Origin of the sequence: Tatumella citrea (genome assembly GCF_002163585.1) — a bacterium.
In the GTDB taxonomy this organism is placed as follows: Bacteria; Pseudomonadota; Gammaproteobacteria; order Enterobacterales; family Enterobacteriaceae; genus Tatumella; species Tatumella citrea.
Map to the genome: position 1 here is coordinate 2,481,150 of NZ_CP015579.1, position 20,084 is coordinate 2,501,233.

Genomic DNA, 20,084 nt, shown 5'->3' on the forward strand with positions numbered 1-20,084 from the left:
ATTACGTATAGCGGAGGGCATCTATCATCAGTGCAAAAGCCGGGGGATGCTGTTTACGGCTGGGATAGTAAAGATAATAGCCAGGAAAAAATGGACACCAGTCTTGCAGAACCCGAATAAGTTCCCCGGATTTTATATAATCCTCTACCCTGTCATCAGGTATACAGGCAAGGCCAAAACCGGATAAAGCCGCATCAATCCTTTCCGCCTGCAAATTAAACGTTACCTGTCCTTCCACTCTGACCCGTAGCGGCTTACCCTCCTTCTCAAACTCCCAGTGGTAAAGTCCACCAGCAGTGGGCAGCCGCATATTGATACATCGGTGAGTTTGTAGATCATGCGGTGTCAGAGGGGCGGGATTTGCGGCAAAATAGGACGGTGATCCCACTATTGCCATCCTCATCTCTGGCCCAATCCTTACAGCAATCATATCCTTATCCACGCTTTCGCCCAGACGGATACCCGCATCAAAACGCCCCTCAACAATATTGACAAAGCCGTTATCCACCACCAGTTCCACGTTAATTTCCGGGTATTCCGCGAGGAAGGGTTTTAACTTAGGCCATACCAGGCTTCGCGCGGCATGCTCTCCGGCAGATAAACGAATATTGCCGGAGGCGATACAGTTCAGTTGAACCAGTGATTCCAGCTCCTGTTCAAGATCGGCAATACGGGGTTCGAGGCAGGCAATAATCCGCTCACCGGCTTCAGTAGGGGCTACGCTGCGGGTCGTGCGGGTCAGAAGACGGATATTGAGTCTTTCTTCCAGGGCTTTCATCGCATGACTGAGTGCAGACTGAGAAACTCCCAGTTTGCCCGCTGCTTTGGTAAAACTTCGCTCTCTTGCCACCACGAGAAAAATTTGCAGATCGTTGAAATTCTCTTTGAGCATGGGTGATTTCCTTATAGTGGCATTACCCGCAGAATAATAGCATTACCTTCAGGCCAGACTCATGAAGGTTATTCATAGACACAATCATTTTAAACCTATGACTGGCAATAACGATCATTGATATTCTGGATGCAAAGTTAAGCTTAATTTAGCAGAAGATTTATCATGAAAATACTTATTGTAGGATCAACGGGCAGCATTGGTCTCAATGTCGTGAATACCGCGATTGAAATGGGCCATCAGCCTTTGGCCCTGGTCAGAAATAAACAGAAAATTAAATTACTTCCTCGTGGAACAGAGGTGTTCTACGGAGATATTTCATTACCTGAGACACTCAGCGGTTTACCGAAAGATATTGATAGCATCATTTTTACTCACGGTTCCGATGGACTGGGGCGTATTGGTGCCAGAGCGATAGATTATGGCGGTGTGCGTAATATATTACGTATCTTCAGGAATACTTCGGTTCGTATTGGCTTAATGACGGCCATTGGAGTAACAGAACGGCTCAGCAGTTGGAATCAACGCACTGAGGTCCATGACTGGAAAAGGCGTGCCGAACGTCTGGTCCGGGCCAGTGGTCACCCCTATACCATCGTCCGGCCCGGCTGGTTTGATTACAATAACCCGGACGAACACAGAATCGTTATGCTTCAGGGGGACAAACGCCATACCGGAACCCCGGAAGATGGTGTGATTGCTCGCAAACAAATCGCCCGGGTTCTGGTCAGTGCCCTGAGCAATGATGCAGCAAAAAATAAAACGTTCGAGCTGATAGCAATTCAAGGAGAAGCACAGCAAGACCTGACTCCATTGTTTGCAGAGTTGCAGACTGATAGCCCACTTAAAAATGATGGAGTTTTAGACCAGGATAATATGCCTCTCAGTAAAGAACCTGAGTGCATTATTAACGATCTTAGTATGTTATAAAAATATCAACGCCAGAACCCTGATATTTTTGTCATAGCCTGGTCAGCTTTTTGTCAGTACTACCCGGTTGAGTATTTGGTGACTACGCCAGGATATTTCTTTGAGCCAGCACGGCTGAGAATCCCCGCTAACTGACCACAGAATAATATCAGGAGCGAAATCTCAGGCACTCAATACGCTAATGCCCGGTTCAGGGGGTTAAATAACGGCTGACTTTATCTTAGGGGTGATATTTACCCCGGTGTCGGCTGCGCTACATCATCCACTGTCATTATTATATAAAGCGAATCCGTGTTTGTTACCCACCGCATGTCGCAAGATATGACCTGAATCTGCATTACCATTATCAGAGGAACTGGTTAACAGGATATGCTTTAGGTATAAATCCTGCTGTTAACCTAAACCCTGTTTCGGGTTTTTACAATATCGGCCATCACCGACAGAGCAATTTCGGCTGGCGTTTTACTCCCTATCGCCAGACCAATCGGCGCTTTAATCCGGGCAAGATCTTCAGGTTGCATACCACCAATAGTCTGCAGACGCTGCTTTCTTTTTGCGCTGTTTTTGGCCGAACCCATGATGCCAATATAAAAAGCATGCGTACTGATGGCTTCCATCATTGTTAACTCATCAATACGGGGATCATGAGTCAGGGATACTATAGCGGCTGTAGGGGGGGCTCCGTTAAGCTCAAGCCAACGGGCGGGATGCTGAGGTACAATCGTGACATTATCGGCAGCGGAAAAATGCACTTCCAGTTCGTTCAACATATCCTGCCGGTGTTCACAGACGCGAACATGGAACCCCAACAGCTGGCCAAGGCGGATACACTCAAACGCCACTGTAGAGTAGCCCGCTATCAGCAATTCCGGAACAGCGCCCACCGGCAGAAGAATCGGCTGGTCGCTACCGCGGTAGTCCAACGCAGGCAATTCCTGTCCGGATGGAAGAGAATTCCAGTCAGCTCTGGCCCCCTCAGCGACTCCTTTCACCATCTGTATTCTGCCAGACAGGGCCTGCTGCATCGCCTGCAATATCGTTAAACTGGTTGCGTCAGGCGGCAGATATTCAATTAATACATCCAGCCGTCCTCCACAGGGTAGTTGAACATCAGGACGCATTCCTCCCTCACCGTACCGAATTATCTGGCTCCACTCGCGGTAATGCCCGGCCGCCAGCTGCGCCAGAAAATCCTCTTCAATGCAGCCACCAGACAGTGAGCCACAGTATTCGCCCTTGTGGTTTACTGCCATAAGGGTTCCCGGGGCGCGAGGCGACGAGCCATACGTGCTCAGAACGGTACAGACCCATACCGGCTGATTAGACTGATGCCAGTTCAGTGCTGCATTCACCACACGCTGGTCGAGTGTCATCATTACTTTTTATCTCATATAAAAATATCGGCAGGCCGGTCAATAGCCAGCGGGTAACCAGGGTCCGTCAGTGCAATCCGTTCAGATAGTATTGTCTGTCCTGACATCGGTATCGTCCTGTCACTTATCAGGAGAGGATAAAAAAGCAGGAGAGGATAAAATTTCTGGCAGGAACCCACCGCCAGTCACAGGATATCCACCCTCTACTTTCAAGGCCTAATTCTTACGCTGCTCAGCCACCTGTTTGGCGGTCACCGTTCCCTGCTTGTCACCAAACTGACGCAGCACGTAGTTCGCTACCGCTGCCACTTCCTCATCGGAATATTTGTCGCCAAATCCAGGCATCATCAACACCTGATCCTTCACATTCAGGTGGCTGCCGCGCAAAATTGCCTGCACAACACTGCGACCCTGTGGATCGTTAACTGCCGTGCTACCTTTTAACGAAGCATACGGTGTCTGGCGTCCAGCACCATTCCATAAGTGACAACCGCTACAGTCACCGGCAAAAAGCTGTTGCCCCTGAGACTGAGTTGCAGACGCAGGCAGAATTGCACTGGAGTTCACCGCACCCTCTGGCTGCAAATTAACCTGAGCACTGGCCTCAGTGGCAACAGGTTCAATATTTCGCAGATACTTAACCAGTGCCGCATTGTCTTCCGGCGTCAGATACTGGGTACTGTTTTGCACGACTTCTGCCATCGGCCCGGAGGCGCTACTTCTGCCCTCGGCGTGTCCTACGGCCAGGAATTGCGAAAGCTGTGCATCGGTCCACCCGCCAATACCGGTTTGCTTATCAGGAGTGATGTTGCCAGCAAACCATCCCTGCACTACCTCTCCGCTCAATGCCTTGCCGCTCTTCAGGCCAAAACCGATATTTCGGGGAGTATGGCATTCCGCACAATGTCCGAGAGGTCCGGCCAGATACGCTCCGCGATTCCATTCTGCATCCTGCTGAGGATTTGGCGCAAACCGCTGATGATTAAAAAAGACCAGATTCCAGAAGGCCATGCCCCAGCGCTGATTGAAGGGAAACGAGAGTTCATTGGTACGGTTAGCCTGTTTCACCGGCGGCAGGCTGAACAGCCAGGCTTTGATAGCAAGTACATCATCACGGCTCATACCGGTGTAGGAGGTATAAGGCATCGCCGGGTAGAGATTGCCGTGCGGGCTGACGCCCTCTCTTACCGCAGCAACAAACTGATCATCGCTCCAGTTACCGATACCGGTTTCTTTATCAGCGGTAATATTAGTGCCATAAATTGCGCCGAAAGGCAGAGAAAAACGAAATCCTCCGGCAAAGGGTTTACCGCCTGGTGCGGTATGGCAGGCGACACAGTCAGCCGCTTTGGCAAGATATTCACCGCGCTGTATCTGGCTGGTCATCGTGGCAGGTGCGCCGGAAATCGGGGGAACCGGCTCGGCACCTTCAGGCTTCAGGATCTGGTATCCACAGTAAACAATGACTACCAGCACCAGTACGCCAATCAGCCCGGATATTCGCTTCACTCCTGTTCTCATCCGTTGCTCTCCTCAGTCAAATTTGTCGCTGCCTGATGGATAGCCGCGCGAATACGTGCATAGGTGGCGCAGCGGCAGATATTGCCGCTCATTGCAGCATCGATATCTGCATCGCTGGGATTGTGTTTTTGTGTCAGTAACGCCGTGGCCGACATAATCTGTCCGGACTGGCAGTATCCGCACTGCACGACATCCAGATCGACCCAGGCTTTCTGCACAATCTGACCGACAGAGCTAGCACTGATACCTTCGATAGTTGTTATGTGCTTACCTTTTGCTGCTGCCACGGTAGTCTGACAGGCCCGGACAGGGACACCATCCAGATGCACCGTACAGGCGCCGCACATGGCAATACCGCAGCCAAATTTAGTCCCGGTAAGACCCGCCGCATCACGCAGGAACCACAGCAAAGGCATTTGTTCATCATCGTCAAATGGCACGGAATTATTATTGATGGTTAATGTGGTCATGATTATGCCTCTGATTGTTGCGTCGACGATGAACCGGGACGATGAAAAGGAAGACTTAAACTGCTACGGGGACGGCCCAGACGAGCCAGAGCATTTCCAACGGCTGGCGCAATAGTGGGTACACCCAGTTCACCGACGCCACTTGGGGCTTCAGTGGATGGAACAATGACAACCTCAATCTCAGGCATTTCGTTTATACGTAATGGCCGGTAACTGTTGAAGTTTGACTGCTCGATGCGCCCCTCTTTCATCGAAATATTGCCGTAAAGTGCGATGCTAAGACCATAGCCAATCCCACCTTCAATTTGTGCCTTGATGACATCCGGATTAACCGCGATGCCGCAGTCAACTGCGCACCAGACTTTATGCACTTTGGGTATCCCGCCAGGGCCAATAGAGACTTCAGCAATCTGTGCCACCCTGGTGTCAAAGGCTTTCGCCACACCCACGCCACGCATTCTGCCGTCGGCAGCCTCAGGTCCCTGCCAGTTTGCGGCTTTGGCTACCGCACGCAGAACGCCTGCTTCACGAGGTGCTTCCTTCATCAGTGCCAGCCGACCTTCAACAGGGTCCTGTCCGGTCTCCTGTAACAACTGATCGATAAAGCTTTCGACAGCATGACCCGTGTGGGTACTCCCCACGGAACGCAATGACGTGACCGGGATTTTGCTCGTGACAATATGAGCATCGCAACGAAAATTCTCAAAGGTGTAAGGGGTATCTTTTGCTCCTTCCACCATGGTCCCGTCCACCCCGTCTTTCAGCATCCCGGCAAAGGCACTATTTACGAGAAAAGACTGACCGGCCACCGTGTTGGTCCAGGCGACAATGTGGTTGTCTTTGATGGCCGCGCGAAAACGGTGCAGTATCATCGGACGATACCAGCCGCCAGTCAGATCATCCTCCCGGGTAGAGATCAGTTTGACCCCCTGACCAGGCCCGATAGCTTTGGCAACACCCGACAGGTCCGCCGCCAGGTCGGGACCCAGTACTTTATTACCCAGGTCAATCCGCCGCCCGAAGCTACCCCCGGCAAGTATGGTTTCGATATGCACTTTCTCAGCGGGAAGCTTGAAATATTCGCAGAACTGATTTTGATCGAGTGTCTGGATCTGGCAGCCATATTTGGCATGTACGCTCTCACCATCCCAGTAGAGATAAGCGGCCAGCGGCTCCATCGGCGCGTGGGCTATCCAGGGGAAGGTATATTCGGCCTCGATGACCTTGTCGGCGCCATTGAACGCCTCGTCAGGATTACCGGTTTGTGCCGCCACAGCTCCTGTTGATTGCGCCTTTGACCTGAATTCAGCAAACAGCTCATCGGTACTGCGTTTTTCAGCAGCAGATTCATCCCAGACCGTTTGCAGCTTTTCGCGACCCCGAATAGCTGCCCATGAAGAACGTGCGTAAACCGCCACGCCGGTATCCGTTGCTTTAACCGTGACGACACCAGGAACTTTCAATGCTTCACTGGCATCAAACGACTCTAATTTCGCCCCAAAGTAAGAGGGTTTTTTAATCGTCACCGTCAGCATATCCTTTTCATGAATATCCTGAGAGAAATAAGCACTACCGTTGGTTTTGGCTGGCGAATCCAGGCGGGGAGTAGTACGAAGTTTGCCTATCAGAGTAAAGCTGGCGGCGTCCTTGAGATGAACATTCTCCAACGCCGGAGCGGGCATGGTGGAGGCCAGGGTCGCAAACTGCCCAAAGGAGCCGGAACGACCACTTCCGGTGTGGGAGATAATGCCACGCTGCACTGTAATTTCCCGGACAGGCACCTGCCATTCACGGGCCGCAGCGCTCACCAGCATCATACGTGCGATGGCCCCCATCTGGCGCATCTGTTCATAAGCATTGGCAACGGCACTGGAGCCACCGGTCCCCTGGACGCCCAGTTTCATATTTTTATAGACATTCGTGTCTACAGGCGCAGCAATAACCCTGACCCTAGACCAGTCAGCGTCCAGTTCTTCAGCAACCAGTGTTGCCATTCCGGTATAGACGCCCTGTCCTACTTCAGTATGTTTACTTAGTACCGTGACAATGTCATCAGTACCTATTTGTACAAAGGCATTCGCCTTAAATTGCCCGGTCATTGCGTCAGAAGCAGGCATTTCACCCGTCAGCGTCATCGCTGCCATCTTCGCTTTTGCAGGTAACCAGGCACCAATGAGTAACGCGCCTGCGCCGGCCATAAACCGACGCCTTGAAAACTGAATATCTGGAATATCCATCGCACCATGCTCCACACAGAGAAAAGAGTGTTAACTTTGTTATACTTTTATTTTTAAGAAACAAATCGACCAGCGTTTCAAACTAGCATTTAGCCAGCCACGGGTTAATAGCCATATATCGATAAGGGTTATGAGTATTATTAATTAATTCGCTGCAATTTTTCCGGCCGTCAGCCCTTAATAATGACCAGATACCACACTCCTCCGGGCCATAATGATCCCGGCCGGTAAAAGTGACATCTCTGCCGGTGGATATTTATCCACAGAGGAATAACGGGAGAGAATTCGGCCCATAAAACAATGTCAGGGAAGTTTCAGGTGACAATGCCCCTGCTGGCGCTTTATCTATATAATTTGGCATTTCAGATTTAAGTTTTGCACTTATGATTATTCTGCTGATAGCGTCGAAAACGGCGGAATATCGGTATTTCGGGAAGCTGTTGAAACAGGCAACTCATAAACCAGCTTATCTTCATCTGTAAAGAGACATTAATATGACGTCGCATACCACTGAACCCGGGCATCCCACCGCGATACCAGACTCAGCCAGCTCAGAATCAGCCCGGGGTTTCCTGGTCAGCATTGTCGGGGCCACCGCTCTCGCTCATGGTTGTAATGACATGATCCAGTCGGTATTGCCTTCAATCTACCCAATGCTTAAGGCGAACTTTACCCTCAGCTATACGCAAATTGGGTTGATATCCCTTGTGTACCAGATAACTGCCTCACTGCTTCAGCCATGGATAGGGTTGTATACTGATAAGCACCCTAAACCCTTGTTATTGCCATCGGGGATGGGGGTGACTCTGCTGGGCATTGGCTTACTGGCTATAGCCGGGAATTTCTTAACCATATTAATTGCCGCAGCGATGGTTGGTGTGGGTTCATCTGTCTTCCACCCGGAGGCATCCCGTATTGCCCGTATGGCGTCAGGTGGACGGTTTGGCACCGCGCAGTCTGCCTTTCAGGTGGGCGGAAATACCGGCTCTTCTTTCGGGCCTCTGCTGGCAGCCTTGTTGATTATTCCTCATGGCCAGTTGTCTGTGGCCTGGCTGATGGTTTGCGCATTCATCGCGATTGTCATTCTGACTAAACTCAGCCACTGGTCTGCACACTACGGCCAGATGCATATGAAACGCCATAACAGTGCCGTAGTGCAGCAACTCAGCCGGGCCAAAGTATTCCAGGCGCTGGTGGTAGTCGGCATTCTGATGTTCGCCAAATTTACCTACATCGCGTCACTGAGCAATTATTTCACCTTTTACCTGGTACATCACTTCAGTCTGCCACTGGAAAAAGCACAGCTCTGCCTGTTTGCTTTTCTTGCAGCGGTGGCGGTCGGGACTTTTGCCGGCGGGCCGGTCGGTGATCGTTTAGGGCGTAAAGCGGTAGTGTGGATCTCATTTTTAGGCGTTATTCCGTTCTCGCTGGCGCTGCCTTATGTCGATCTGCACTGGACTATCGTGTTTACCATTATTATTGGCCTGATTCTGTCTTCGGCTTTCTCTGCACTGGTGGTTTATGCTCAGGAGATCATCCCTGGTCGCTCAGGAATGGTAGCCGGAATCATGTTTGGTACCATGTTTGGTATAGGTGGTTTGGCCGCTGCGGGTCTGGGCAAACTGGCCGATATCCACGGCATCGACTGGGTTTACAGCCTGTGTGCTTTCCTGCCGTTGTTGGGATTTATCACGTTGTTTATGCCGGATACCAGGAAGAGCCTGAAAAAATAAAATACGTTACAGGTATGCCGCTAAACACTTTGGAAGGGTGATTCAGCGGCTTTATCTTCGGTTTTATATAACCTCCGGGGTCATAGTAAAATCCCCCCGGGTTTCTCTTACCGCCGCAACTGAAGTCTCACTTATCCCGAAGGGTTAACTTACTGTTTACTCTGACCAGAGACAGGATGACGCGCCGTTCTGTCTGGCATCTGTGATGGCGGAATTTCTGCCGGCATCGGGGGGCTTACGCTGTGCAATGGAGATCATGAAGGATTATTCATTTAACATCAACACGGGTTTAAGCAAGCGCCCGCTCTTATAGTAACTGTTAATTGCCTCCCGCCACTGAACCGACGAATAAAGCCGATATTCATTCAGTTCACTGCTTTGCAGAAGTGGCCAGATATCACTGAACTCTTGCTGCCAGTCGCTATTACTGAAGTCGTCAAGATAATTACGAATATGAAACCAACATGTCGCCGGAGAGACAGACTGGATTTTATAGGGCTGGCCCGAGAGCAAACCGTAGGAAACAAATCGTCCATCACGCTTCATACTGTCCAGCAAAAACTCTGCCAGCGAGCCGCCAACGGCGTCATATACAATATCACTGTCTCTGGCGCTGCTGGCAAGATGAACCCTGTCATCCAGCGGTACCGGGTTTATCCCACAACGTTGAAGTTTATCTCTATGCTGAGGGGAACGATAAACACCATACACACAACAAGCGCCCATTTGCAAAGCCCATTGCCCCAACAGAAGTGCACAATCGGCGTTGGCAGCAGTCAGCATTATGGATTTTTTTGTCGGGGGATAATAACGCAGCATTAACCGGGCAGCGAAAGGATTGATGTAGGCTCTTGAAGCCAGGATATCATCAATATCATCAGGCACCTGAACCGCCATTTCAGGAAGGCAATCAGTATAAGTCTGCCAGGTTCCTTCACCACGTAACGGGAGTACCCGCTTCCCCACAAGCGGTGAGAATTCGGCTGGCGCTTCAATGACTATCCCAACCCCTTCATATCCTGCCGTAGCGGGTAAGGTAATCCGGTGCCGGTATGCTCCTGTGATGGGACTGTGATGGGAATTAAATCGGACGCATTCACTGGCGAGTACAACATCCTGACGCGCAGATGCTGTGCTGAACGTTGTTGTTTTAAAACACCCTCAGACTGCAGAACCTGTTCTGGTTCGCCAAATCTCCGGTAAATAAGTGCTGTATTAATCATTGTGGCAACTTAATCATGTTGTTTTCAGGGAAAAATACGGTGAGTCATTACCCTGCTGACCACCCCCGGGCCTCCCGTCGGTTGAAGCTCTCACCGGAAAAAGCAGTATAGTATTTCTTAAATAAAACCTCATCTGTTCCCCCCCCTCTGCTTTCCCGGATAAATTCATGAGTTTTATTAATAAATGCTAGTATTTTATCAGGATTATCGAATCAATACGCGCCTGCTAAGATCTCCTCGTTCTGACATTGGTTTTCGGGATGCTGAAATAGTGGAATCAGAATTCTGTCAGCTCAACACGACTACCGCCAATCATCTTTTCAGGAGAGTAAAATGACCGATAATATTAAAGACAAAGTAGTTGTCATTACCGGCGCATCCAGCGGTATGGGTGAGGCTGCAGCACGTCACCTTGCAGAAAAAGGAGCGAAGGTGGTTATGGCAGCGCGCAGAACCGATCGTATCGCTGCTCTGGCCAGCGAACTACAACAGCAGGATAAAAATGTCATTGCTGTCGCTACTGATGTGACGAAAGCGGACGACGTCAACCACCTCATTCAGACCACGATAAATAAATTCGGTCGTGTGGATGTACTGATCAATAATGCCGGTGTAATGCCGCTTTCACGCCTTGAACAGGGCAATATTGATGAATGGAATCAGATGATTGATGTCAATCTGCGTGGCGTTCTACACGGGATTGCTGCAGTACTGCCTTATATGAAATCACAAAAATCAGGCCACATCATAAACACCGCATCAGTTGCTGCACACCTGGTTTTCGAGAGTTCTGCTGTCTATTCAGCGACCAAATTTGCTGTCCGGGCTTTAACCGAAGGTTTGCGTCAGGAAATGGCGGTGCATAATATTCGTGCCACATTAATCTCCCCTGGCGCGGTAAAAACTGAACTCCTTGACCATATCTCCGATATAGATGTTAAGCAGGCAAATCAGGATTATGTTGAAAATGTCGGAGTGCCTGCAGAAACCTTTGCTCGCATGGTCGCTTTTGTGATTAATGAACCTGAAGACGTTGGAGTGAGTGAAATTATCTTCAGACCCACAGCTCAGGAATTATAATAGTCTGAGATTCTGTCTTAAATTCTTAGTGTGGCCGGTGTTTAGCCAGGGCCGCTGTGGCGGCCCTGGCCAACACAGATTTCAGACAGCAGCGTCAGGTCTGTAATTAAACCGGATATTATGACCGGATAAGGCGTTTTTACTCATGAGAAGAAAGCTCGCGTAGCTTAAGAGCCGGGAGCTTTTTCAGACTGATGATGATCCAGGCAACGACCACCATTGCCGCCGCAGTGGCGATCAGCCGTAATCCCTGAGTCATATTATCGCTACCTGCACTCAGGATAAGCCCAAATACGGCAACCCCGGTCACTCCGCCCATTTGTCTTGCACAGTTAAAGAAAGCCGATGCTGATCCCGCAGAATTCTGCGTTGCCTGCGATATCACTATATTGGTCATCACTGGCATAGCAAAGGAGGTCCCGCTTCCCAGAAGTATCATCGGTATGAACAACTGGTCAGCAGTCCAGCCCGCAGTGATGAAGAGAATTATCACAAATCCCAACAGGCTGATAAGGCTCCCAAGCAGAGAGAGTGTCCGGATCGAGCTCCATGAAATGAACCATCTTGAGCAAAAGTTAACCAGCGCGGTTAACGCCATCATCGGCATAAACGCGATACCTGTTTCCAGAGCCGACAGATGTAACCGGTTCTGAAAGAAGATGCTGAAGATAAAGACAGCTCCGTAAAACACCAGATTACACAAAAAGCCAATGACGACCGCACTGATCATCAATGGATTGTCTCTGACACTTCTTGCAATCACCGGTATCGTCGAACGGCTATCGACACGATGAAAAACCACCATTAGTGCGACACCAGGCAACAAGGTGGCCAGAATAACCGGGTTGGTCCAGCCGTAATTCCCGGCCCCGGTCAGGGTAAATGTCAGCATAGCTAACCCTGCAACAATCAGCGCCTGGCCGGGCAGATTAATTTTAGCCTGGGATTGCGGACTGGCTGGCGCCAGACGTTGGATAATCATGACACTTAAAATACCCAGAGGAAAGTTGATGAGAAACAGACTCTTCCAGCCAAAAAACCTGATTAGCAATCCTCCCGCTACCGGCCCTGCCACAAGTGCCAGCGAACCGGCAGCCGCCCACATGGCAATAGCAGATGACCGTTCATGCGAATCGGAAAAATACTGACGAAGCAAGGTCAGCGAACTGGGGAGTAAAAGTGCAGCACCTATCCCCTGAAGGCCGCGGGTAAAATCAAGCCAGCCAATGGTCGGCGCTAACGCACAGCATACCGATGCCACGATGAAAATCAGCACTCCGCTGATAAAGGTTTTTTTAGAACCAAAGCGGTCAACAATACTGCCTGAACTTAGCATCAGTGCAGCGAAAACCAGCGCATAAGCATTAATGACCCATTCCAGATCGGACACCGAAGCGTTGTAGGCTTGCTTAAGCGAATGTAAACCAACATTGACTATGCTTACGTCAAGCTGAACCAGGACAATCCCCAGGCAGGATGCCGCAGTAAACCATCGTTTACTGGCCTGTTTTGTAATCATTTTATTTTCCCGTTAGCAGATAGTCTTCCGTCCGTTGACGGAAAAGATCATTTATTTCAGCCAGCTGGTGACCTCCTGAATCAGGAACGCACACCCGCTGATGAATACGGGAAAGAATACCCCGGCTGAATGAGACTGATAATAATCAAAAGTCCACAACACTTACTTAAGAGTATCAAAACGGCACAGTCAAACCGATATCACAGTGTTTTATGCTGATAAGGGAGAAGAGGATAGACTGGCCCTTCACTATATTGAGCCCGATGTGCAGTAGGAGATATCCCATATACCCGTTTAAACACGGTACTGAAGGTACTTTCGTTCGCGTAGCCCAGTCTGAAAGCCAGATGTTTTACCGGCTCCCTGCTAAGTCTCAACGCCCTGCTGGCAATTTGCATTCGCCAGTGAGTCAGGTAACTTAAAGGGGTAGTTCCGGTTGACTCACTAAAGCGTCGCGCAAATCCCGCCCGCGACATCCCGGCAACAGCAGCCAGTTCAGCCAGTTGCCAGTTTTTTTCCGGGTGACTATGCATAGCTTCAAGCGCTTTGAGAATACGTGGTTCACTCAATGCCCCCATCCAGCCACTCAGACCTGAACCTTCAGAAAGAATCCAGCCGCGAATGCCTTCAATCATAATGAGCTGCATCAGATGGTTGCCCGCCAGTGACGACCCCGGAAGCGGGGATAAATTTTCTTCGTGAAGCCTCGCCATCAGCCAGTAAAGTGTTGAGGAGTATTCAGTGCCTGTTTTCATCGGGATTAGCACCGGTAACATACTCAGTAACTGGCTGGCCGGCATTGGGTCAATCTCCATTTTACCGGCCAACAGGATACTGTCGTCACCGCCGTAATCTGCAATACCATGACGTCGCTGATACGGGACGCTCTCAGAAGAGACTGCAGGCAAACCTGGGTCAGTTGCCATCAGAAAAGGCGCTGATCGGGTCAGAATAAATCCGTCACCGGGGGACATTTGATGCCACTGCTGTTCTGCTTCCAGGCGAAACCATAGCGAACCTTTACGCAGAGAGATAAATTTCATGCCGGAGAACCCCGGGTAACGCATAGACCAACAAGGTCCTGCGGACTGACCGCTGGTGATATAACTGCTGGCCGACAACAGTTGCAGGACATCAGATAATGGGTCCATTAAAATTCCCGAATAATTCATTGTGATGAGTGGAGACTAAAATACCATTTTTCTGCGGATTCACGTGACTCATTGACCTTCGGTCAGGATTCTCTGCCAGTGGCAAGGCAGGATTCGTTAGGCGGTTCACAATACCGTTCCACCGGCAGCGAAAACCGCTACGGCGCGGCCAAAGCGCATATACAGAATTGCAGGACACTGGCGGGTACGATGTATCGGTTGACCGCCAGCGGTTGTCGTTGACCGGTAATTACGCCACGTAATCAGGTGAAACTACTGCGGCAGCTACTGCGGTAAATGACCAGCCCCTCAGGAAGTGACTTTACCACGTGGATCATCAATATGCTGTTTGGCCACATCATAACGAATCCCTTCACGGTGCAGGATACGGACGTTTTTCACCACGCTGGCCAGTGCTTTTAAAAAAGTTTCAGAATTCTCATGGCGTTCATAGGCTTCAATATCCGCCCAGCCCTCAGACAGATGAAAAGCATCCGGATTGACCAGGTCCTGGGAAAAAGCATAAAAAACACAGCCAGGTAGCTGCTGTGCTGCCTGCATCTCCGGTTTTACCGCATCGATAAAGGTTTGGCGGTCTTCAGGATGCACACGGTAGTACGCGCTGACGATGATTTCGGTCGGCTGAGTTTTATCATGATCACCCGCGGTACTAATTTTAGGGTTAAGGCTCATTATTTTCTCCGTAAGGCTAATGTTGAATTCAGCTACAGGCCACAGGATAAAATCAGGAAGGATCTTTGCCGTGAAAAGCACGCCAGGCAGCAAGGGTATCCAGTGATTCGCGCAGTAAAACTATCTTTCCATCCTCCGCCACCAGCCGCCCGGCATAGGTCTGTTTGTATATCCGTCCGGTTCCTTCGACAGGAGCTTCCACGCTGTATTCGGCGAAAGCCTGGGTCGGTGTTTCGATAAAAAACCGGATATTACGGAAACGAAACTCAGGAACTTTACTGAGCAGCCCGCCAATAAAGCTTTCGATAGCTGCTGGTCCCTGTACCCTGTGTTGCTGGCCCAGAGTCTGCAGATACGGTAATTCCAGAGCACCCTCAGCGGCAAAAAGTGCAGCAGCGGCTTTTGGGTCCCGGATACTGTCCAGATAGTTTTGAAGTAACTGTACGGCTGTTTTCATGAGTGATGCCCTTCTGTTTTGAAGCCGGCTGTCTGCGGCATAAGACAACAATAAAGGAATCCTGAAAACCACAAAATAGAAAATAACGAAAGTCATCATTGCAAAAATGAAATGATTACAGTGTCTGATAAACGATACTGTCTAGGCTTAACCCCAGTCAGGATCGCTCAGATGCTTAACAAAGAAATCTGATAACACCTTTACTTTTAGCGGGCGGGTGCGGGCTGTCGGGGTGACAAAATAGAGCCCTCCCTGAGTCATTGACCATTCATCCAGCAGATGAATAAGTTGCCCTGTTTTCAGATACTCAGCGGCCATAAAACCCGGCAATTCGGCAATCCCTAACCCCGCCAGTAACGGTGGCAGTAATGCATCCGAATTGGTTACCCGCAGCGGGCCATTGGGAACTACATCTTCCTGGCCACCCGAGGGATGAGTAAAACGCCACACCTGGCTACGGGCACGATAAGCATAGCTAAAGCATGTCCTGGCAGATAATTCCCGCGGGTGCTGAGGTATACCCTCTCGGGCAAGATAGTCCGGCGATGCCAGCAGGTACTGCGACACATTACAGATCTTACGGGCTACCAGCGAAGAATCCGGTAACGCCGCGATGCGTAATGCCGCGTCGAAACCGTCCGCGATTAAATCAACGGAGGCATCGGACAGATGAAGATCGATGCTCAGTTCGGGAAACTGAGCAATAAGTTCCGGTAGCAATGGCGCAATCCAGCGCAGACCAAATGACATCGGCACCGCTAAACGGATCTGGCCGCGCGGTTGAACCGAAAGCTCATGTGCTTCACTTTCCACCTCTTCCGCCTGGCGGTAGATGTCAGATGCTTTTGCCGCCATGCTTTGACCAAACTCTGTCAGTGATAACTGACGCGAGGTACGGTTAAACAACCGACCGCCTAACCGCTCCTCAAGTCTTGCTACAGCACGTGATACGGTGGGAACCGACACTCCCATCACTCTGGCCGCCGCAGCGAAAGATCCTTCTTCTGCGACTTTGGCAAACATCGCGAGCCCTTCAAAATCCGGGAATTTATTCATTTCAAATCTGCAATGATGAATTTCAAATCATTCTATTTTGAAAATCGCTCTGCGTCGATATGCTGTTTACATCAAACGACACCGGCGGTCAGCAGAAAAGATTCGTCAGGTGAATGACTTATCAGAAGGAAATTAAAATGAGCCACCAGAAAATCACTTCACTGCTGTTCGCCTCTTCACTGCTACTGGGTGCAGGCAGTTTTTCAGTCCCGGCGTTCAGTGCCACACAAACTCCAATAGTGACGGTTGCCGGTTTAGACCATGTGGGAATTAACGTTCCTGACCTGAATCAGGCGGTCAGCTTTTTCCGGACCACTTTTGGGGCCACGCTGGAATCCGATATGGCTCCGGGGACTATCCCGGCAGCCTGGAAAACGGCCTACCACTGGCATCAGTCCAGCGAACTTAAGCATTTTGCCATGGTGCGTTTACCGAACGGTACCGGTATAGAACTGTTCCAGTACAGCGGAAAGCAGATTGATCATCATCGCCCACATCAGGATGACGATGCCGAAACCCATATTGCCCTGAAAACCAGCGATGTCATGGCTGGATATCAGGCGGTGAAAAAAGCCGGACTAAAAACATTAAGCTCACCGGTGACTAATGCTGACGGCACTCAGTGGTTCTATTTTCTGACTCCCTGGGGTTCTCAGATTGAACTGACTGGCAAAGTAAAAACAGCGGGTTAAGAGGAACTCCGGATGAAGAACATATTCAGCCATATTCTGCTGGCCAGCGCGTTACTGACCGGTACTCATTATGCAAGTGCAAAGGAGACTCCCGTGAATATCGAAACAACTCAGCCAGAACCTGCAGGATTACAGCAGTTGATTGACAGCCATTTTGCCATCTGGAACGATACCCATTCTGCTGAACGGGCGAAAAAATTTCCGGAGGTCTATACCCATGACTTTTTTGTCGCTGACGAGAACGGTCTGAATCAGGGTATGGCACAGGTCAATGCGGCGATCAGTAAAGTGCAGTCCCTGCACAGCTGCTTTATCTTCACCCCCGCTCCGGTACAGTGGAATCATGGCATTGCCCGTGTCAGTTGGGGATACGGCCCCGCGAGCAACCCCTTTTTGGTCCGTGGAGAAGACATCTTTACGGTAACTCACAACAAATTATCCAGTGCCCGGGTTTTCCTGGAGAAATAAGGCGACAGGCCGGTATAACCCACGAATCGGTACAGAATCGTGAATACAGGCTGCTTTTGTCTGCCGCCTGGCAGCATGAAGGGCAAGCAATAATCCACTCAGGGTAGTTCAGAATCTTTCTGGCTGTTGTGGTCGCACTAAAACCAGGCATCCGGCAGGCCGTCCTGCCCCTGACGACGGAATCATCACTGGTGGCGATGTGCGGCTAAGTAAGCAGAAAAATTAGCCCGCCTGATTTATCTTGCTCAGATATGCCTCTGCTTGTCGGTTTTTTCTGACCAGCATTCGGCTGACGACCGCTGATGAAATGGTTAATCACTTCCGGATAAACCTTCCCTGAATAAACTCTTACAGCACATCACAGTTTTCACCCTGATGAATACGGTAGACTCTGTCGTTTCGACTCTGTCAGTAGCAGCCCTGCCTGGAAACCTATATCCGGTTCCGGTAAACAGCTCTCAGAGACCAGTCTGCACTGACGATAGCCGTTCTTTTTCTTTCTCATCAATGAGGTGTACATGAAAATCTGTCGTTATGGTGATGCCGGTCATGAAAAGCCCGGCGTGATTGACGGTCACCAGCAGTTACGCGACTTGTCTTCAGTTATCGATGATATTTCGCCGGAAACGTTAACCACGGTGCTTGAATTTATCAGTAATGAAGCTTCTGTTGCCTCCCTGCCGGTGGTCGAGGGAGAGCAGCGGTTTGGTTCACCACTGAAATCTGTCAGTAAGTTTATCGGTATCGGACTTAACTATCTGGATCATGCCAAAGAGGCAAATCTGCCGGTACCGGAAGAGCCGGTGATTTTCTTTAAAGCCCCTGGCTGCCTGAATGGACCGGACGACGATATTATTGCCCCTCCTCACTCCACCAAACTGGACTGGGAAGCGGAACTGGGAATTGTCATTGGCCGGACGGCTAAGCAGGTCAGTAAACAGGATGCACTCTCTTTCGTCGCAGGCTACTGTATCGTTAACGATGTGTCGGACCGTGGATTCCAGTTCCAGTGTTCACAGTGGGATAAAGGCAAAGGTTGTGACACCTTTGGACCTGCCGGACCTTACATTGTAACCAAAGAAGAGGCCGGTGACCCCCAGTCTCTGGCGATCTGGCTTGAGGTTAACGGTGAGAAGCGACAGGACAGTAACACTTCACAAATGATTTTTTCGGTGGCAGATATTGTTTCTTATGTCAGCCAGTATATGACGCTATATCCCGGCGATCTTATCGCAACCGGAACGCCGGCAGGTGTTGGTCTGGGGATGAAACCGGAACCGATATGGCTGCAAAACGGTGACCAGATTCGTATTCATATTGAAAAACTGGGTTATCAGAATCAACGGGTTACCCGTCAGCCTTAAGCCGCACCATCTTGTCAGGTTGGTCTGCGTACCGGCCTGATGATAGCTGCTGGCTGATATCAGACAGCAACTTGCGAAAAAAATCGCTTATCACAGTATAAAAGATCCATTCAGAATCAAAGTTAGCCCGAATGTTACGTAACATATAAAGATAAATACCAGAGATAAACGGCACCAGTGATATTTTCAGGTATCAGAGGCAGGAAGAAGCGCTAACTGGCAGATGATGGACCAACAGATAATTCACCCGCTAACAATAACCAACAACGAAGATTTATAATTTACCTGCCAGTCAAAGCGTTATTTCATTGAAAAAACTGACACTATGAGTAAATACTGCGGCAAATAGTCAGGATTTACCGCGTACTTTCCGCGACAGAGAGCGGAGATTATTTCTTATTTTGATCAGGTAATAATAAAAAGTTTTTCGGGCGGCCTTCACCTGATACTTGCTCTCCAGAATCAGCGTATCATTCGCTTTACACATCGCCAGGCTGCCTTTAAAGGATAAATCGATCACTTTCAGTTGCCCTTCGCTGCTGACAATAAAATTGCCCGCATGGATATCATTGGAAGATAACCCGCCTTTATGAAGTGCCGAGATGCAATCACTGACATTGCTAATGTTGGAGTGATTAATTTCACCAATCGACGATCCATCAATAAACTCAAAAACAGCATAGCTATCAACGCATTGTCTGAATTTTCTCTTTTCGGCGATAAAGTAGACATTGGGGGTGTAATTCAGCAGCCAGTCACGGCCTTTATTTAAATAACGCATTAAACGCAGGTTCGCTGAACTATAAATAAAGTTCTGCAACCGCTTCTCCAGTCGCCCGTCTATTTCTCTGTCGCGTTTTACAATGAAATACTTCGAAATATACCTGACCAGATAAACATCCCGCAGCGCATTTCCGCTGGGGAATTTTTTAACCACAAACCGTTCAAAATTATCGCTAAAGATAAGGTCATGGAAAATCGCACCCTCTTCAGTGAAGTAAATATCATAGCCAAAAGATTTTGTTTTATTTATCAACAAAATGTAACCATTTATTATTCTTAATGTAAAGTTAAGAAATTATATCTTTCAGGCAGACAAGACCTTAACATTTATTGCTATTTATCTGATTCACAGAACAGTGATAATTACCAGTGATGATAATCACTGAGGGATAATAATTTCCCGGCGTGCTGCACCAACGTGCAATAATGAGTTAAGCACGGT

General features: G+C 49.5%; 19 protein-coding genes. 7 read left to right on the plus strand and 12 right to left on the minus strand.

Features of this window, described 5'->3' with window-relative positions:
- Position 1: 1 nt before the first annotated feature.
- Positions 2-892 carry a LysR family transcriptional regulator gene (locus tag A7K98_RS11855; protein WP_087488748.1) on the minus strand — a complete coding sequence of 297 codons (891 nt, stop codon included), beginning with the start codon at positions 890-892 and terminating at the stop codon, positions 2-4.
- Positions 893-1,057: 165 nt separating this feature from the next.
- Here A7K98_RS11855 and A7K98_RS11860 point away from each other — a divergent pair, with 165 nt between their 5' ends.
- A complete protein-coding gene (locus A7K98_RS11860) occupies positions 1,058-1,822 on the plus strand; it encodes an SDR family oxidoreductase (protein WP_087493481.1) in 765 nt (254 codons plus the stop codon).
- Between the two features lie 398 nt (positions 1,823-2,220).
- Here the strand turns inward: A7K98_RS11860 and A7K98_RS11865 are convergent, their stop codons facing one another.
- The 4 genes from A7K98_RS11865 to A7K98_RS11880 form a co-directional block, all read right to left on the minus strand.
- Positions 2,221-3,198 carry an XdhC family protein gene (locus A7K98_RS11865; RefSeq protein WP_087488750.1) on the minus strand — a complete coding sequence of 326 codons (978 nt, stop codon included), beginning with the start codon at positions 3,196-3,198 and terminating at the stop codon, positions 2,221-2,223.
- 213 nt (positions 3,199-3,411) lie between these two features.
- Positions 3,412-4,716 (minus strand): c-type cytochrome, encoded by a 1,305-nt coding sequence (locus A7K98_RS11870; RefSeq protein ID WP_087488751.1) that lies wholly within the window; start codon positions 4,714-4,716, stop codon positions 3,412-3,414.
- Positions 4,713-5,186, minus strand: a complete 474-nt coding sequence (locus tag A7K98_RS11875) for a (2Fe-2S)-binding protein (RefSeq protein WP_087488752.1) — start codon at positions 5,184-5,186, stop codon at positions 4,713-4,715. Before A7K98_RS11875 ends, A7K98_RS11870 begins: the two co-directional genes overlap by 4 nt.
- 2 nt (positions 5,187-5,188) lie before the next feature.
- Positions 5,189-7,423 (minus strand): xanthine dehydrogenase family protein molybdopterin-binding subunit, encoded by a 2,235-nt coding sequence (locus A7K98_RS11880; RefSeq protein ID WP_087488753.1) that lies wholly within the window; start codon positions 7,421-7,423, stop codon positions 5,189-5,191.
- Positions 7,424-7,917: 494 nt separating this feature from the next.
- Between A7K98_RS11880 and A7K98_RS11885 the strand changes: the two genes are divergently transcribed.
- Positions 7,918-9,156 carry an MFS transporter gene (locus A7K98_RS11885; protein WP_087488754.1) on the plus strand — a complete coding sequence of 413 codons (1,239 nt, stop codon included), beginning with the start codon at positions 7,918-7,920 and terminating at the stop codon, positions 9,154-9,156.
- Between the two features lie 264 nt (positions 9,157-9,420).
- Here the strand turns inward: A7K98_RS11885 and A7K98_RS11890 are convergent, their stop codons facing one another.
- Entirely contained in the window at positions 9,421-10,122 is a 702-nt protein-coding gene (locus A7K98_RS11890; protein ID WP_322787356.1) for a zinc-binding dehydrogenase, read from the minus strand.
- A 590-nt stretch (positions 10,123-10,712) separates the two neighbouring features.
- Here A7K98_RS11890 and A7K98_RS11895 point away from each other — a divergent pair.
- Positions 10,713-11,459 carry an SDR family oxidoreductase gene (locus A7K98_RS11895; protein ID WP_087488755.1) on the plus strand — a complete coding sequence of 249 codons (747 nt, stop codon included), beginning with the start codon at positions 10,713-10,715 and terminating at the stop codon, positions 11,457-11,459.
- A 139-nt stretch (positions 11,460-11,598) separates the two neighbouring features.
- Here the strand turns inward: A7K98_RS11895 and A7K98_RS11900 are convergent, their stop codons facing one another.
- Both A7K98_RS11900 and A7K98_RS11905 read right to left on the minus strand, forming a co-directional pair.
- On the minus strand, positions 11,599-12,978 hold the full coding sequence (locus tag A7K98_RS11900; protein ID WP_087488756.1) for an MFS transporter: 1,380 nt from the start codon (positions 12,976-12,978) through the stop codon (positions 11,599-11,601).
- 200 nt (positions 12,979-13,178) lie between these two features.
- A complete protein-coding gene (locus tag A7K98_RS11905; protein ID WP_087490481.1) occupies positions 13,179-14,129 on the minus strand; it encodes an AraC family transcriptional regulator in 951 nt (316 codons plus the stop codon).
- Between the two features lie 99 nt (positions 14,130-14,228).
- On the opposite strand from A7K98_RS11905, the gene A7K98_RS21350 reads away from it, so the two are divergent.
- Complete coding sequence (locus A7K98_RS21350) at positions 14,229-14,372, plus strand: hypothetical protein (protein ID WP_157665938.1); 144 nt, start codon at positions 14,229-14,231, stop codon at positions 14,370-14,372.
- 66 nt (positions 14,373-14,438) lie between these two features.
- On the opposite strand, the gene A7K98_RS11910 is transcribed toward A7K98_RS21350, so the two are convergent.
- The 3 genes from A7K98_RS11910 to A7K98_RS11920 form a co-directional block, all read right to left on the minus strand.
- The gene (locus tag A7K98_RS11910) at positions 14,439-14,822 is read right to left on the minus strand and encodes a putative quinol monooxygenase (RefSeq protein WP_087488757.1); all 384 of its coding nucleotides are present in this window, start codon (positions 14,820-14,822) and stop codon (positions 14,439-14,441) included.
- Between the two features lie 52 nt (positions 14,823-14,874).
- On the minus strand, positions 14,875-15,279 hold the full coding sequence (locus A7K98_RS11915) for a nuclear transport factor 2 family protein (RefSeq protein WP_087488758.1): 405 nt from the start codon (positions 15,277-15,279) through the stop codon (positions 14,875-14,877).
- 147 nt (positions 15,280-15,426) lie between these two features.
- A complete protein-coding gene (locus A7K98_RS11920; RefSeq protein ID WP_087488759.1) occupies positions 15,427-16,335 on the minus strand; it encodes a LysR family transcriptional regulator in 909 nt (302 codons plus the stop codon).
- Between the two features lie 137 nt (positions 16,336-16,472).
- Here A7K98_RS11920 and A7K98_RS11925 point away from each other — a divergent pair, with 137 nt between their 5' ends.
- The 3 genes from A7K98_RS11925 (at position 16,473) to A7K98_RS11935 (ending at position 18,859) form a co-directional block, all read left to right on the plus strand.
- Positions 16,473-17,027: a VOC family protein gene (locus A7K98_RS11925; RefSeq protein WP_087490482.1), complete on the plus strand. Its 555-nt coding sequence runs from the start codon at positions 16,473-16,475 to the stop codon at positions 17,025-17,027.
- A 12-nt stretch (positions 17,028-17,039) separates the two neighbouring features.
- The gene (locus A7K98_RS11930) at positions 17,040-17,495 is read left to right on the plus strand and encodes a nuclear transport factor 2 family protein (RefSeq protein ID WP_198361105.1); all 456 of its coding nucleotides are present in this window, start codon (positions 17,040-17,042) and stop codon (positions 17,493-17,495) included.
- A gap of 518 nt (positions 17,496-18,013) precedes the next feature.
- The gene (locus A7K98_RS11935; protein WP_087488760.1) at positions 18,014-18,859 is read left to right on the plus strand and encodes a fumarylacetoacetate hydrolase family protein; all 846 of its coding nucleotides are present in this window, start codon (positions 18,014-18,016) and stop codon (positions 18,857-18,859) included.
- A gap of 349 nt (positions 18,860-19,208) precedes the next feature.
- Here the strand turns inward: A7K98_RS11935 and A7K98_RS11940 are convergent, their stop codons facing one another.
- On the minus strand, positions 19,209-19,898 hold the full coding sequence (locus A7K98_RS11940) for a lipopolysaccharide core heptose(II) kinase RfaY (protein WP_157665940.1): 690 nt from the start codon (positions 19,896-19,898) through the stop codon (positions 19,209-19,211).
- Between the last annotated feature and the right edge of the window lie 186 nt (positions 19,899-20,084).